Origin of the sequence: Streptomyces sp. NBC_00328 (genome assembly GCF_036139655.1) — a bacterium.
Lineage (GTDB): Bacteria > Actinomycetota > Actinomycetes > Streptomycetales > Streptomycetaceae > Streptomyces.
The window spans coordinates 5,830,367-5,845,926 of the sequence record NZ_CP108013.1 but is presented as its reverse complement, the minus strand read 5'-3'; the positions used below and the strand labels follow the sequence as shown (position 1 = coordinate 5,845,926).

The 15,560-nt window shown below is 69.3% G+C and carries 8 protein-coding genes; 4 read left to right on the top strand and 4 right to left on the bottom strand.

Going from position 1 to position 15,560, the window contains the following annotated elements; genetic code table 11:
* Window positions 1-110 precede the first annotated feature (110 nt).
* From OG485_RS25680 to OG485_RS25665, 4 genes are all read left to right on the top strand, one after another.
* Window positions 111-1,091: a hypothetical protein gene (locus OG485_RS25680; protein WP_328670890.1), complete on the top strand. Its 981-nt coding sequence runs from the start codon at window positions 111-113 to the stop codon at window positions 1,089-1,091.
* Window positions 1,088-3,262: a hypothetical protein gene (locus tag OG485_RS25675; RefSeq protein WP_328670889.1), complete on the top strand. Its 2,175-nt coding sequence runs from the start codon at window positions 1,088-1,090 to the stop codon at window positions 3,260-3,262. Before OG485_RS25680 ends, OG485_RS25675 begins: the two co-directional genes overlap by 4 nt.
* Window positions 3,263-3,265: 3 nt before the next feature.
* A complete protein-coding gene (locus OG485_RS25670) occupies window positions 3,266-4,720 on the top strand; it encodes a PE-PGRS family protein (RefSeq protein ID WP_328670888.1) in 1,455 nt (484 codons plus the stop codon).
* 81 nt (window positions 4,721-4,801) lie between these two features.
* Window positions 4,802-6,208, top strand: coding sequence for a M48 family metalloprotease (locus tag OG485_RS25665; RefSeq protein WP_328670887.1), 1,407 nt, complete (start codon window positions 4,802-4,804; stop codon window positions 6,206-6,208).
* A 130-nt stretch (window positions 6,209-6,338) separates the two neighbouring features.
* On the opposite strand, the gene OG485_RS25660 is transcribed toward OG485_RS25665, so the two are convergent.
* From OG485_RS25660 to rplJ, 4 genes are all read right to left on the bottom strand, one after another.
* Window positions 6,339-10,238, bottom strand: coding sequence for a DNA-directed RNA polymerase subunit beta' (locus OG485_RS25660; protein WP_328670886.1), 3,900 nt, complete (start codon window positions 10,236-10,238; stop codon window positions 6,339-6,341).
* A gap of 114 nt (window positions 10,239-10,352) precedes the next feature.
* Window positions 10,353-13,838, bottom strand: a complete 3,486-nt coding sequence (gene rpoB / locus OG485_RS25655) for a DNA-directed RNA polymerase subunit beta (protein WP_326786079.1) — start codon at window positions 13,836-13,838, stop codon at window positions 10,353-10,355.
* Window positions 13,839-14,477: 639 nt separating this feature from the next.
* On the bottom strand, window positions 14,478-14,858 hold the full coding sequence (rplL, locus tag OG485_RS25650) for a 50S ribosomal protein L7/L12 (protein ID WP_328670885.1): 381 nt from the start codon (window positions 14,856-14,858) through the stop codon (window positions 14,478-14,480).
* A gap of 110 nt (window positions 14,859-14,968) precedes the next feature.
* The gene (gene rplJ, locus OG485_RS25645; RefSeq protein WP_326786081.1) at window positions 14,969-15,499 is read right to left on the bottom strand and encodes a 50S ribosomal protein L10; all 531 of its coding nucleotides are present in this window, start codon (window positions 15,497-15,499) and stop codon (window positions 14,969-14,971) included.
* Window positions 15,500-15,560 lie beyond the last annotated feature (61 nt).

Sequence of the window (15,560 nt, the reverse complement as noted above, 5' to 3'; positions counted from 1 at the left end):
GACGACTTCTGTGCACACGGTCACACTTCGAGTGGGACATCCGCCCTCACACCCGGCCCACCGGTGACGCCACCCTGCTTGCCAGGCGAGGCCCCCACCGAAAGGCGACCATGACCGACCCCGTGAGCCGGACGATCCTTCTGCTGGACATCGAGAGGTACAGCGACCGGGACGACGTGGAGCAGGCCTACTTGCGCCGGATGCTGTACGACATCACGGACCGCACGCTGGAGAGCGCCGGCATCGACGAACGGCTGCGCCTGCGGGCGGACCGCGGCGACTCGGTGATGGAGCTGATCGACGCCAACGCCTCGGTCACCGCGCTGCTGCGCGCCCTGCTCACCGAGGTGCCCGACCAGCTCCGCGCGGTCAACCGGATGGCGTCCAGCTCCGCCCAGATCCGGCTGCGTGGTGTCGTCGCCACCGGGTACATCGCCGTGGACGAGCACGACGGCTGGGTCGGCTCCGACCTCAACCACGCCTGCCGGCTCCTCGACGCCGGGCTGCTGCGCGCCGCCCTGCGGGAGCGGCCGGACGACTTCGCCCTGTGTGTCTCCGAGAGCGTGCACGCCGGGATCGTGCGGCACGACCACCCGGGCATCCCGGCACAGGGCTTCCACGCGGTGACGGTGGACAGCAAGAACGGACCCCTGCGGGCCTGGCTGCACGGCCCGGTTCCGCACGGGACTCATGGCCCCGGTGAAAGCGGGGGAGCCCCGGCGCCGGACTGCTCGGGGGAGAGCCCGGCGCCGGGGGCGGACACCTCCACACCCCGGACGGAGCGGACGGCGGCGACGGATCCGACGACGACCGCCGCTTCCGGTGCGGCGGCGACCGCGGCGGCGATCCCCGATCCGCACGAGCCCTCCCGGACCGAACAGCCCGGGGAGCCCAGGGAGCCCGGACCGTCCGCGCAGCCCGCGCAGCAGCCCGCCCAGCCCGCCGCGCCGCCCGCGAACGTCGTCTTCACCTTCGGCGGCGGCTCCCCCAGCTTCGGCGGAAGCCTCGTCGCGGGGGACCAGCACGGGGTGTCCGGCGGGCAGGTCACCGGGGACGTCCACCTGGGCAGGAGCGGGGGTGAGCCCGCGTGACGGCCCCCGCGCCCCCGACGCCGGGCGGCCCCGACGACGCACCACCGCCGGACGCGCCATGGACCCCTGGGCCGCACCCGGACTCCGAGGCGGGCGGCGACGCGGGCGAGCCCGAGGAGGAGACCCAGGAGGCCAGGGCCGCACAGCGCGAACTGGTCGCGCACACCCCGGGATTCATCTTCGACGAGGCCGCGTCCTTCGGCGGCAGCCTGGTCGCCGGGGCCCAGCACGGGGTGTCGGCCGGCGGCTCGGCCCGTGACGTGTTCATGGGCGGCAAGACGGAGATCCACCACCACGGGACGGCCTCCGCGTCGACGGCCTACCTCTCCGGCGAGATCCCCCGGCAGCGGCTGGACGCGCTCGCCTCGGTCTTCGCCGAGGGCCCCTCCTTCGCCGCCGCCCTGGCCCGGCTGCGCGACGAGCGCGTCCTGGTCCTCTCCGGCGCCCACTCCACCGGCCGCCACGCCGCGGCGCTCATGCTCCTGCACCACCTGGGCGTGCCCGCCGTCCACGCGCTGTCCGCCGAGACCGGCCCGGCGAACCTGGGCACCCAGCTCACCGCGCCCGGCGGCCATGTCCTGCGCGATCTGCCGCTGAGCCGCAACCGCCCGCTGCGCGACACCCACCTGTACGCGGCCCGCGACCGGCTCGCGAAGACCGGCGGGTATCTGGTCGTGACCCTGGAGAACTCACCGTTCCTGCTGGGGGTCACCCCGTCGCCCTGGGAACCCCCACAGGCGACCGCGGTGCTGCGCGCCCACCTGGCCGAGCTGCGGAAAGAGCCCGGAGACCTCGCCGGTCTGCTCGCCCTCGGCCCCGTCCGCGACTTCCTCGCGCGCGGCGCCCACCGGCCCGCCGAGGTGGCCCGGTTCGCCGTCGAGGTCGCCCGCTACGACGGCGGCGAACAGGCGGCGGCCCGCCTCGCCGACTTCGGGCACACGGCCGTCGAGCAGCAGTGCCGGGAGTGGCTCGGCGACCCCGAGGCCACCCTGCGCGACAAGGCGTTCCTCATCTCGCTCGCCGTCTTCGACCAGGCGCCGTACGTGCTCGCCGCCGAAAGCGCCGACACGCTGTACGTGCACTTCCAGCGGCTCCAGCATCCCGAGCAGCCGCCGGAGATCCCGGTGTTCGGGCTCCCCGCCGAAACCCGGCTGGAGCGGGCGTGGGCCGAGGGCGAGGTACGGGTCGAGACCACGAAATGGGGCTCGGTGCCCCAGTTCACGGCCCGCTTCAAGAAGGAGAACACCCCCCGGGTACTGCTCGGCGAGGTCTGGACGGGCCATCCGTCGGCGCGGCCCGCGCTGGTCTCCTGGCTGAAGGAGCTGGCCCGCGACAGACGTCCGGTCGTCCGGACCCGGGCCGCCGCTGCCGCCGCGCTGCTGGCCCGCGCCGACCTGCCCTCGGCGATGGAGCTGCTGATCGACGGCTGGGCGGTGTCCAAGGCCTTCGGTCCCCGGCTCACCGCCGCGAACACCCTCACGCTCGCCCAGTTCCTCGACACGCCCGTCGTCCTGAGCCTGCTCACCCAGTGGTGCACGGACACCCACTGGGCCCGCCGCTGGACCGCGATCCGCGCCTTCGGCCTGCTCACCCCGCTGCGCCCCGACCTCGCGGGCCCGGCACTGAGCGCGCTCGCCGCCCGCGCCCGTGCCGGGGGCGGCAGCAGGACCGAGTCGAACAACCTGGTCGACTCGACGGCCCTGCTGCTCTCGGTGGGCGCACGGCGCGGCGAGATGCTCTCCGAGCTGGTGCGCCTGCTCCACCACGACACGGCCTCGGTCCGCGCGCTCGCGCTGGGGGCCTTCGTGCGCGCCTGCGACAACGCCGAGGAGGGCGCGCTCGTCGAGTGGTACGCCGACACCGGCATGTACGAGACGGACTCGGCCCGCGACCTGGCCACCCTCTGGCGTACCGCGCTCGGCGACCCCGGGCAGACCCGTGGCGCCCTGGCCGCCCTGCACACCTGGGTCGTGCTGGCCGAGAGCCGGGCGGACGTCGCGCAGGCCCTGGAGCTGCTGCTGCCCTCGCTCGTCGTCACGGCGAACGACCACAGGCGCCTGAGCCACCATCTGGTCAATCTGCGCGCCCCGGACGGCGGCACGCGGCCGGCGGTGGCCGACCGTCTGCTCCGCCTTCTGACCCCCTCCACCCCAGATCCATCGAGGAGTTGAACCATGGCGGAGTTCCGCCGTCAGCCGGAGTGGCAGCAGGACGCCAACCGGCACACCACGCTCATCGACCCGGTGCTCACGGTGCGGCCCATCGCCCGCTTCGACTACACCGTCCGCCGCGCGGTCACCGCGATCGACCACGCGCTGGTCTTCGTCACCGCGAAGGGCTCGTACGACGTCTACATGCCGCCGCACCGGCCGAGCCGCCCGGACGCGGCCACCCGCCGCTACACCTCCGTCTACGAGGTGGACATGGGCAGCCATCCCGTGCAGCTCGCGCTGGAGATGCCGAGCGACGACGACGCGTTCGCCTTCGGCGCCACGGCCGATCTGACCTGGCGGGTCGCGGACCCGATCGCGTACGTGGCGAGCGGCGAGCGTGACGTGCCGACGCGGCTCACCCGTGAACTGCACCACCTCGCGCGGCCGGTGAGCCGCGCCTTCTCCATCGAGGACAGCCCGGCCGCCGAACGCGCGGTCCAGCGGGCCGTGGAGGAGGGCGGTTTCGCCGCAGGCATCGGACTCGCCGTGACCTGTGTCGTACGGCTGCGGCTGGACGACGAGGCCATCGCGCACCGGCGACGGCAGCGGAGCCTGCGCTACGAGTCGGACATGCTCGACCCCGAGCACGAGTTCCGGCTCCGGCTGGCCCATCAGCAGCACGAACTGGAGATGCTGCGCCAGCGGCAGGACCACCATCTGATCGCCGAGAAGATCAACTTCTACCAGTACCACCTCCAGCACGGAGGCGTCGGCGCCTGGGCCCTGCACCTTTCCCAGCACCCCGAGGACACCAAGATGGTCATCGGGTCCATCCAGAAGGACCAGCTGTCCATCATCCGTGGCCAGCTGCAGGTCCTCGCCGGGGACACCCTGGAGGACTTCCAGAAGGCGGAGTCGGCCCGCTCGACCCTGCGGGCCGTCGACGAGCTGATCCAGCAGCAGACGCCTCCGGCGCCGCTGGACGGTCAGGGGGCGCTGCCCCCCGGGGCGACGCCCGGACAGCCGCAGACGCCGCCCCAGCCGCCCTACGCGGGCCAGTCTCCGTACCCGGGCCCGTCGCCCCGGCCGCCGTACACGGAACCGACCCCCTACGGCGGCCGGCCCCCGTACGACGGGCAGCCCCAGACCCCGTACACGGGCGGACAGCAGCCCTACGCGGGACAGCCCTCGTACACGGGCGACACGGGCGGGCAGCCCTCGTACGCCGGGCAGCCCCCCGTCGCGGGCGATCGGCCCCCGTACGCCGGGCAAGCCCCGTACACGGGCGGTCCGGGCGCCGGGTCCCCCGTGGCGCCGGGGCAGCCCGACAGCCCGGCGACCCCGTACGGACCGCCCGCCACGACGCCCTACCCCACCGCGGGACCGGCTCCGGCCGTACCTCCGGTGCCCGGCCGCCCCGGCGACCCGCGAGCCGCCGTACCGCCGGACCCCACCCCGGAGGACGGGCCGGCCTGACCGCGCCCGCCGAGGCGCCGTCGGCCGCCGCCCACCGGCTGACGTCCCCGCACAGCCACCAGCCACACCGAAGGAGCCGTCATGTCCCAGCCTCCAGGCCCGGCCCACGAACCGGCATACCCGGGGACCCCGTATCCGGGGCCCCCGTACCCAGGAGCCGCGACCCCGCCCCCGGAGTACCCGGTGGCCTCCGCTCCCCCGCCGCAGTACCCCGGCGGACCGGCACCCCAGTACCCGGGTACGGGTACGGCGGGTACGACGGCAGGGCACCCCCCGCAGTACCCGGGAGCGGCGGCACCACCCCCGTACCCCGGCGGCGAAGGCCCCGCGCCCCAGTACCCCGGCAGTACCTACCCGGGAGCCCCCGGCCCCGGCGGACCGGGAGCGCAGTACCCGGGAACGCAGTACCCGGGAACGGCGGCCGGAAGCCCGGCACCGCCCCAGTACCCGGGGGCCCCGGGGGCCGACCCGCGGTTCGGGGGGCAGCCGCAGCCGGCGCCGGCGCCGTTCGTCCCGCGGCCCGCCGTCGCGCCCGACGACCTCCACTACCGTCACCAGGGCTCACGCGTCCACGTGGCCGGCCATCAGCGGGGCGCGGACGCCACCGCCATCGGACAGCTCGCCACGCAGATCCCGGGGGCCCTGGTGAGCCTCGCCGTGGTGTCGGCCCTCGCTCTGGGGCTGTTCGGCACCGTCGTGGGCTGGCTGGTCGTCGTGGCCTGGGTGGCCTCGGGAGCACTCGTCTTCCACCGGCCCACCGAACTCCGCTTCGCCCGGCACGCGCTCAGGCTGCGGACACCGCTGGCCGAGGAACGCGCCCGGCTGGAGCCGATCTGGCGCGAGGTCACCGCCCGGGCCGGCATCGAGGCGAACACCTACGAGCTGATGGTGGAGAACAGCGACGACCTGAACGCGGTCGCCGTCGCCGGCCATGTCGTCGGCGTCACCACCTACTCCCTCAACCGGATTCCCAGCAGCAACCTCGCCGCCGTACTCGCCCATGAACTCGGCCACCACACCGGCGGCCACGCCTGGGCCGGGCTCCTCGGCTACTGGTACTCGCTGCCCGGCCGGCTCGCCTGGGCCTTCACCCGCGGGATGGCCAGAATCGCGCTCGCCGTCGCCGGGGTCTTCTCCGCGGCCGCGACGGGGCTGCTGATCCTCTTCATGGGGATGTTCGTGATCGCCGGGTTCCTCGTCGCCTGGTACATCACCATCCCCCTCGTCGTCGCGCCCTACCTCCTCGCCTGGGCGGGCCGTCTCGGCGAACTGCGTGCCGACCAGCAGGCCGCGGCCCTCGGGTTCGCGCCCGAGATGGCCGAGGTCCTGCACCACTTCCAGGCAGAGGAGGACGCCGCCAAGGCGGCCGCCGCCGGCCAGGGCAAGAAGCTCCAGGAGCCCACCGGTCTTGCCAGGCTGCTGTCCACCCACCCCGACAACTACACCCGGCTGCGCGCCCTGGAGCCGTATCTCCAGCTCCCGCGCTAGGCCCGGGTCCCGAAGCTCACCGGAAGCGCACCAGAAGCTCGGACCGGGAACGCCGAAGGGCGGTCACCCCCACCGGGGATGACCGCCCTTCGTACTACTGCCTACTGCCTACTGCCTACTGGCAGCCGGCTCACTGGTTGTACGGACCGTAGTCGTAGTCCTCCAGCGGGACGGCCTGGCCGGAGCCCGTGCCGAACGGCGAGTAGTCGATGTCGTCGTAGCCGACGGCCGAGTACATCGCGGCCTTGGCCTCCTCGGTCGGCTCGACCCGGATGTTGCGGTAGCGGGACAGACCCGTACCGGCCGGGATGAGCTTACCGATGATGACGTTCTCCTTGAGGCCGATGAGGCTGTCGGACTTGGCGTTGATCGCCGCGTCCGTCAGAACTCGGGTCGTCTCCTGGAAGGAGGCGGCCGACAGCCAGGATTCCGTCGCCAGCGAGGCCTTGGTGATACCCATCAGCTGCGGACGGCCGGAGGCCGGGTGGCCGCCTTCCTGGACCACACGACGGTTCTCGGTCTCGAACTTCGAACGCTCGACCAGCTCGCCGGGCAGCAGCTCCGCGTCGCCCGACTCGATGATCGTCACACGGCGCAGCATCTGCCGGATGATGATCTCGATGTGCTTGTCGTGGATCGACACACCCTGCGAGTTGTAGACCTTCTGGACCTCGCCGACCAGGTGGACCTGGACGGCACGCTGACCCAGGATGCGCAGCACGTCGTGCGGGTTGGTGGCACCCACGGTGAGCTTCTGGCCCACCTCGACGTGCTCGCCCTCGGACACCAGGAGACGGGCACGCTTCGAGATCGGGAACGCCGTCTCTTCGCTGCCGTCGTCCGGGGTGACGACGAGCTTCTTGGTCTTCTCGGTCTCCTCGATCCGCACGCGGCCGGAGGCCTCGGAGATCGGGGCGACACCCTTCGGCGTACGAGCCTCGAAGAGCTCGACGACACGGGGCAGACCCTGGGTGATGTCGTCACCGGCCACACCACCGGTGTGGAAGGTACGCATCGTCAGCTGGGTACCGGGCTCACCGATGGACTGGGCGGCGATGATGCCGACCGCCTCACCGATGTCGACCAGCTTGCCGGTGGCCAGCGAGCGGCCGTAGCACATGGCGCAGGTGCCGACGGCGGACTCACAGGTCAGGACCGAACGGGTCTTGACCTCCTCGATGCCGTGCTTGACGAGCTCGTCGATGAGGACGTCGCCGAGGTCGGTGTTGGCCGGGGCCAGCACCTTGCCGTCGACGGTGATGTCCTCGGCCAGCGCACGTGCGTACACGCTGGTCTCGACGTTCTCCGTCTTGCGCAGCACGCCGTCCTCGCCGCGCTCGGCGATGGCCAGACGCAGACCGCGGTCGGTGCCGCAGTCCTCCTCGCGGATGATGACGTCCTGCGAGACGTCGACCAGACGACGGGTGAGGTAACCCGAGTCGGCGGTACGCAGAGCGGTGTCGGCCAGACCCTTACGGGCACCGTGGGTGGAGATGAAGTACTCCAGCACGGACAGACCTTCACGGAAGGACGCCTTGATGGGACGCGGGATCGTCTCGTTCTTGGCGTTCGACACCAGACCACGCATACCGGCGATCTGACGCATCTGCATCATGTTGCCTCGGGCGCCCGAGTTCACCATCATCGAGACCGGGTTGGTCTTCGGGAAGTTCGCGTTCATCGCCTCGGCGACCTCGTTGGTCGCCTTGGTCCAGATCGCGATGAGCTCCTGCGTGCGCTCTTCCTTGGTGATCAGACCACGCTCGTACTGCTTCTGGACCTTCTCGTCCAGGTCCTCGTAGCCCTTGACGATCGCGCGCTTCGCATCCGGAACGACGATGTCGGAGATGGCCACGGTGACGCCGGAACGGGTCGCCCAGAAGAAGCCCGACGCCTTCAGGTTGTCGAGCGTCGCCGCCACGATGACCTTGGGGTAGCGCTCGGCGAGGTCGTTGACGATCTCGGAGAGCTGCTTCTTGCCGACCTCGTAGTCGACGAACGGGTAGTCCTCGGGCAGCAGCTCGTTGAAGAGCGCGCGGCCCAGGGTCGTCCGCAGGCGGAAGGTGTCACCCTGCTGCCACTCGGGCTCGCCCTCCTCCTGCGCCGGCGGGGTCCAGCCGCGCGGCGGGATGGTGCCCACCGGGAAGCGGATGTCCACCTGCGACTGGAGCGAGAGCTCGCCGGCGTCGAACGCCATGATCGCCTCGGCCACGGACGCGAAGGAGCGGTCCTCGCCCTTCACGTTCCGCAGGTCGCCGTCGGTGGTCAGGAAGAACAGACCGAGGACCATGTCCTGGGTCGGCATCGTGACCGGGCGGCCGTCGGCCGGCTTGAGGATGTTGTTCGAGGACAGCATCAGGATGCGGGCCTCGGCCTGCGCCTCCGCGGAGAGCGGCAGGTGCACGGCCATCTGGTCACCGTCGAAGTCCGCGTTGAACGCGGTGCAGACGAGCGGGTGGATCTGGATGGCCTTGCCCTCGACGAGCTGCGGCTCGAAGGCCTGGATGCCGAGGCGGTGCAGCGTGGGCGCACGGTTCAGCAGAACCGGGTGCTCGGCGATGACCTCTTCGAGGACGTCGTACACGACCGTGCGGCCGCGCTCGACCATCCGCTTGGCGCTCTTGATGTTCTGCGCGTGGTTCAGGTCGACCAGGCGCTTCATCACGAACGGCTTGAAGAGCTCCAGCGCCATGGCCTTGGGCAGACCACACTGGTGCAGCTTCAGCTGCGGACCGACGACGATCACGGAACGCGCGGAGTAGTCCACACGCTTGCCGAGCAGGTTCTGACGGAATCGACCCTGCTTGCCCTTGAGCATGTCGGACAGCGACTTCAGCGGACGGTTGCCGGGGCCCGTGACCGGGCGACCACGACGGCCGTTGTCGAAGAGCGCGTCGACGGCCTCCTGGAGCATGCGCTTCTCGTTGTTCACGATGATCTCGGGGGCACCGAGGTCGAGAAGGCGCTTCAGGCGGTTGTTGCGGTTGATCACACGGCGGTACAGGTCGTTCAGGTCGGAGGTCGCGAAGCGGCCACCGTCCAGCTGCACCATCGGGCGAAGGTCCGGCGGGATGACCGGGACGCAGTCGAGCACCATGCCCTTGGGGCTGTTGCTGGTCTGCAGGAACGCGGAGACGACCTTGAGGCGCTTGAGCGCGCGGGTCTTCTTCTGGCCCTTGCCGGTGCGGATGATCTCGCGGAGGCGCTCGGCCTCCTCGTCCAGGTCGAAGGACTCCAGGCGCTTCTGCAGCGCCGCGGCACCCATCGAACCGTCGAAGTACGTGCCGAAGCGGTCACGCAGCTCGCGGTAGAGGAGCTCGTCGCCCTCCAGGTCCTGGACCTTGAGGTTCTTGAAGCGGGTCCACACCTCGTCGAGACGGTCGATCTCGCGCTGCGCACGGTCGCGCAGCTGCTTCATCTCACGCTCGGCACCCTCGCGCACCTTGCGGCGCACGTCGGCCTTGGCACCCTCGGCCTCGAGCTCGGCCAGGTCGGTCTCGAGCTTCTTGGCGCGGGCTTCCAGGTCGGCGTCGCGGCGGTTCTCGACCTGCTGGCGCTCGACGGAGACGTGGGCCTCCAGCGAGGGCAGGTCGCGGGTGCGGCGCTCCTCGTCCACGAACGTGATCATGTACGCGGCGAAGTAGATGACCTTCTCGAGGTCCTTCGGGGCGAGGTCGAGCAGGTAGCCCAGCCGCGACGGAACGCCCTTGAAGTACCAGATGTGGGTGACGGGAGCGGCGAGCTCGATGTGGCCCATCCGCTCACGGCGCACCTTGGCGCGAGTGACCTCGACGCCACAGCGCTCACAGATGATGCCCTTGAAGCGGACACGCTTGTACTTGCCGCAGTAGCACTCCCAGTCCCGGGTCGGACCGAAGATCTTCTCGCAGAAGAGTCCGTCCTTCTCGGGCTTGAGGGTGCGGTAGTTGATGGTCTCGGGCTTCTTGACCTCGCCGTGGCTCCACTGACGGATGTCGTCAGCGGTGGCCAGACCGATCCGGAGCTCATCGAAGAAGTTGACGTCGAGCACTATGCGTCAATCCCTCTCAGGGTTGTAAGTCTTAGGGGTCTGATACGGGGGTCCTGGGGCCGGCGGGCCTTGATCACCTTTTCCACAGGTGGCCAAGGCCCGGCCGGACTCCCGTCAGACCTCTTCGACGCTGCTCGGCTCGCGCCGGGACAGGTCGATGCCGAGCTCCTCCGCCGCGCGGAAGACGTCCTCGTCGGTGTCACGCATTTCGATGGACATACCGTCGCTGGACAGCACCTCCACGTTGAGGCAGAGAGACTGCATCTCCTTGATGAGCACCTTGAAGGACTCGGGGATGCCGGGCTCGGGGATGTTCTCGCCCTTGACGATGGCCTCGTAGACCTTCACGCGGCCGGTCACGTCGTCGGACTTGATCGTCAGCAGCTCCTGGAGGGCGTAAGCGGCGCCGTACGCCTCCAGCGCCCACACCTCCATCTCACCGAAGCGCTGGCCACCGAACTGAGCCTTACCACCCAGCGGCTGCTGGGTGATCATCGAGTACGGACCGGTCGAGCGGGCGTGCAGCTTGTCGTCGACCAGGTGGTGCAGCTTGAGGATGTACATGTACCCGATCGAGATCGGGTCCGGGAACGGCTCACCGGAGCGGCCGTCGAACAGCCTCGCCTTGCCGGACGGGAGGACCAGACGGTCACCGTCGCGGTTGGGCAGGGTGTGCTCGAACAGACCCGCGAGCTCGTCCTCACGCGCACCGTCGAACACCGGGGTGGCGACGTTCGTACGCGGCGCGACCTTGTCGGCGCCGATGGCCTGCAGGCGCTGCGCCCAGTCGTCGGCGAGACCGGAGACGTCCCAGCCGCGGCTGGCGAGCCAGCCGAGGTGGATCTCCAGCACCTGTCCCGGGTTCATTCGGGACGGCACACCGAGCGGGTTGAGGATGATGTCGACCGGGGTGCCGTCCTCCAGGAACGGCATGTCCTCGATCGGCAGGATCTTCGAGATGACACCCTTGTTGCCGTGGCGGCCTGCGAGCTTGTCGCCGTCCGTGATCTTGCGCTTCTGCGCCACGTAGACACGAACCAGTTGGTTCACGCCCGGCGGCAGCTCGTCGCCCTCTTCACGGTCGAAGACGCGGACGCCGATGACCTTGCCGATCTCGCCGTGCGGGACCTTCAGCGAGGTGTCACGGACCTCACGGGCCTTCTCACCGAAGATCGCGCGCAGCAGGCGCTCCTCCGGCGTCAGCTCGGTCTCACCCTTGGGCGTGACCTTGCCGACGAGGATGTCGCCGGCGACGACCTCGGCACCGATACGGATGATGCCGCGCTCGTCGAGGTCGGCGAGGACCTCCTCGGAGACGTTCGGGATGTCCCGGGTGATCTCCTCCGGCCCGAGCTTGGTGTCACGGGCGTCGACCTCGTGCTCCTCGATGTGGATCGAGGAGAGGACGTCGTCCTGCACGAGGCGCTGCGACAGGATGATCGCGTCCTCGTAGTTGTGACCCTCCCACGGCATGAACGCCACGAGCAGGTTCTTGCCGAGGGCCATCTCGCCGTCCTCGGTCGCGGGACCGTCGGCCAGGACCTGGCCCTCGATCACGCGGGCGCCCTCGTCCACGACAACCTTCTGGTTGACGGAGGTGCCCTGGTTCGACCGGGAGAACTTGTGCAGGCGGTACGTGGTGTACGTGCCGTCGTCGTTGGCGGTGGTGATGTAGTCCGCGGAGACCTCCTGGACCACACCGTCCTTCTCCGACTTCAGGACGTCACCGGCGTCGACCGCGCAGCGGTACTCCATGCCGGTGCCGACCAGCGGCGCCTCGGACTTGATGAGCGGAACGGCCTGGCGCATCATGTTCGCGCCCATGAGGGCACGGTTGGCGTCGTCGTGCTCCAGGAACGGGATCATCGCGGTCGCGACCGACACCATCTGGCGCGGGGAGACGTCCATGTAGTCGACGTCGTCACCGGGGACGTAGTCGACCTCTCCGCCACGACGGCGGACCAGGACGCGGGACTCCTCGAAGCGGAACTCGTCCGTCAGCGGCGCGTTGGCCTGCGCGATGACGAACCGGTCCTCCTCGTCGGCCGTCAGGTAGTCGACCTCGTCGGTGACGAAGCCGCCCGTGACCCTGCGGTACGGCGTCTCGACGAAACCGAACGCGTTCACGCGGCCGTAGGAGGCGAGCGAGCCGATCAGGCCGATGTTCGGGCCTTCAGGGGTCTCGATCGGGCACATGCGGCCGTAGTGCGACGGGTGCACGTCACGGACCTCGAAGCCGGCCCGCTCACGGGAGAGACCACCCGGGCCAAGAGCCGACAGACGGCGCTTGTGGGTGAGACCCGACAGCGGGTTGTTCTGGTCCATGAACTGCGACAGCTGGCTGGTGCCGAAGAACTCCTTGATGGAGGCGACGACCGGCCGGATGTTGATCAGGGTCTGCGGCGTGATCGCTTCGACGTCCTGAGTCGTCATGCGCTCGCGGACGACGCGCTCCATACGAGCCAGACCCGTGCGGACCTGGTTCTGGATGAGCTCGCCGACGTTACGCAGACGACGGTTGCCGAAGTGGTCGATGTCGTCGGTCTCGACGACGATCGAGGTACCGCTGTTGCCAACGGTCTCGGTCTCACCGGCGTGCAGCTTCACCAGGTACTTGATCGACGAGAGGATGTCCTCGACGGTCAGGACCCCGGCGTCCAGCGGCGCTTCGCCGCCCAGCTTCTTGTTCACCTTGTAGCGGCCGACCTTCGCGAGGTCGTACCGCTTCGAGTTGAAGTAGAGGTTCTCAAGAAGCGTCTGCGCGGCCTCACGGGTCGGCGGTTCGCCCGGACGCAGCTTGCGGTAGATGTCCAGCAGCGCGTCGTCCTGGCCCTGGGTGTGGTCCTTCTCCAGGGTGGCGCGCATGGACTCGTACTCGCCGAACTCCTCGAGGATCTGCTCGGTGGTCCAGCCGAGAGCCTTCAGGAGAACGGTGACGGACTGCTTGCGCTTGCGGTCGATGCGGACACCGACCATGTCGCGCTTGTCGATCTCCATCTCCAGCCAGGCACCCCGGGAGGGGATGACCTTGGCCGAGAAGATGTCCTTGTCGGACGTCTTGTCGATGGAGGAGTCGAAGTAGACACCCGGCGAGCGGACCAGCTGCGACACGACGACACGCTCGGTGCCGTTGATGACGAAGGTGCCCTTGTTGGTCATGAGCGGGAAGTCGCCCATGAAGACCGTCTGGGACTTGATCTCGCCGGTCTCGTTGTTGGTGAACTCGGCGGTGACGAAGAGCGGGGCCGCGTACGTGAAGTCGCGGTCCTTGCACTCGTCGATGGAGTTCTTCGGGGGCTCGAAGCGGTGGTCCCGGAACGTCAGGGACATCGACCCACTGAAGTCCTCGATCGGGGAGATCTCCTCGAAGATCTCCTCCAGACCGGACTTGGTGGGGACGTCCTGTCCGCTGTCCAGAGCCGCCTCGACACGAGCCTTCCACGCGTCGTTGCCGAGCAGCCAGTCGAAGCTCTCGGTTTGCAGCGCAAGAAGGTTCGGAACCTCGAGGGGCTCCTTGATCTTTGCAAAGGAGATGCGCAGCGGGGCGGTGCTGGCGCCGTTGTTCGTATTCGCGGTCGAGGCAGTGCGCGAGGCGGCCAAGAGGGGGTCCTTCCGAGGGCTCGGACTCACTACGCGCGTACCGGTCCCATGTCGGACATAGCGTCGGGCCGTTCCCGATCCGGCCGGATAAAGGCCAGGTCAGGGATAGTCCAACCGTCGATGCTCAAACACGGGTATGCCCCTGGTGACGGGCAGGAGGCAGCTAACAGGCAGCGCAAAGGGTCAGTGTAGCCACTAGGCCCACTGATGTCCAGTCCCGGTTTCTTGAGACTCTCACTGTTCTCAACACCTGCGGCAAGCCACGCCCTCAATGCACATCGATACTGCCCTCTTCGTCAGCGATCCATGCCTCGGATACGGATCGTTGTGACGACGCGTCCTGAGAATTGCGCGCTGCGTGCGGTTCGTCAAGGCCCCCCATGCCCAAAGCAAGTGCCGCGATCGTCACGTGCGGCCCGTCTTGCAACCCGTCCCTCTGCCTGTCACAGGGCGGCCGGAGGCACAACGAAGATCACCATACTCGTCGCGGCCTGCAGCGCAAGGCTGCCGCTTCAGGGACCCCCTGGAACGCCGAAGAGCGACCACCCAGTTGGGTGATCGCTCTTCAGTGCGTCAGCGTTACAGCGCTACTCGAGCGGCTGTGACAGCTTCACAGGAGTCCTCTGAGGACTCGTCGAGTTACTTGACCTCGACGGAGGCGCCGGCGCCCTTGAGGGACTCGGCAGCCTTCTCGGCGGCCTCCTTGGCGACCTTCTCGAGGACGGGCTTCGGAGCGCCGTCGACGAGGTCCTTGGCCTCCTTCAGGCCCAGCGAGGTGAGCTCACGCACGACCTTGATGACCTGGATCTTCTTCTCGCCGGCACCCGTGAGGATGACGTCGAACTCGTCCTGCTCCTCGACGGCCTCGACGGCGGCGGGGCCGACCGGACCGGCAACGGCGACCGCGGCGGCGGCGGTGACGTCGAACTTCTCCTCGAAGGCCTTCACGAACTCGGAGAGCTCGATGAGGGTGAGGTTCTCGAACTGCGCGAGCAGCTCTTCCTGGGACAGCTTCGCCATGATGGCGTCCTTCCACTAATTCGGCAGGTGCCGGTATGTACTGGTGAGGCGGGCGTACGTTCGGCCCGCTACGACCGTCGCCTCAGGCGGCGGTCAACGCGCGAGCCGAATTACTCGGCACCGCCCTGCTCGGCCTGCTTGACACGAAGCGCCTCCGCGGTGCGGACGAACTTCGAGGGCAGGGCCTGGAAGAGGCGAGCAGTCTGGGTCTGCTTGCCCTTGAAGGCACCCGCCAGCTTGGCGAGCAGAACCTCGCGGGACTCGAGGTCCGCAAGCTTCTTGATCTCGTCGGCGGACAGCGCCTTGCCGTCAAGGACACCGCCCTTGATGACGAGGTTCGGGTTGTCCTTGGCGAAGTCACGAAGACCCTTCGCCGACGTCACCGGGTCACCGGTGATGAAGGCGACCGCCGTCGGACCGTTGAACAGGTCGTCGAGCGTAGAGATCCCGGCCTCGTTGGCCGCAATCTTGGTCAGCGTGTTCTTCACCACGGCGTACTGGGCGTCTTCACCGAGCGAACGGCGCAGCGTCTTGAGCTGCGCCACGGTGAGACCCCGGTACTCGGTCAGCACGGCGGCGTTCGAGCTGCGGAACTGGTCCGCGAGCTCGGCTACCGCGGCAGCCTTGTCGGGCCTTGCCATAGAGCGTCGGCCTCCTTCCGGGTGATGAGGACCGCTCAGAAGGGACTGACAAAACAAAACG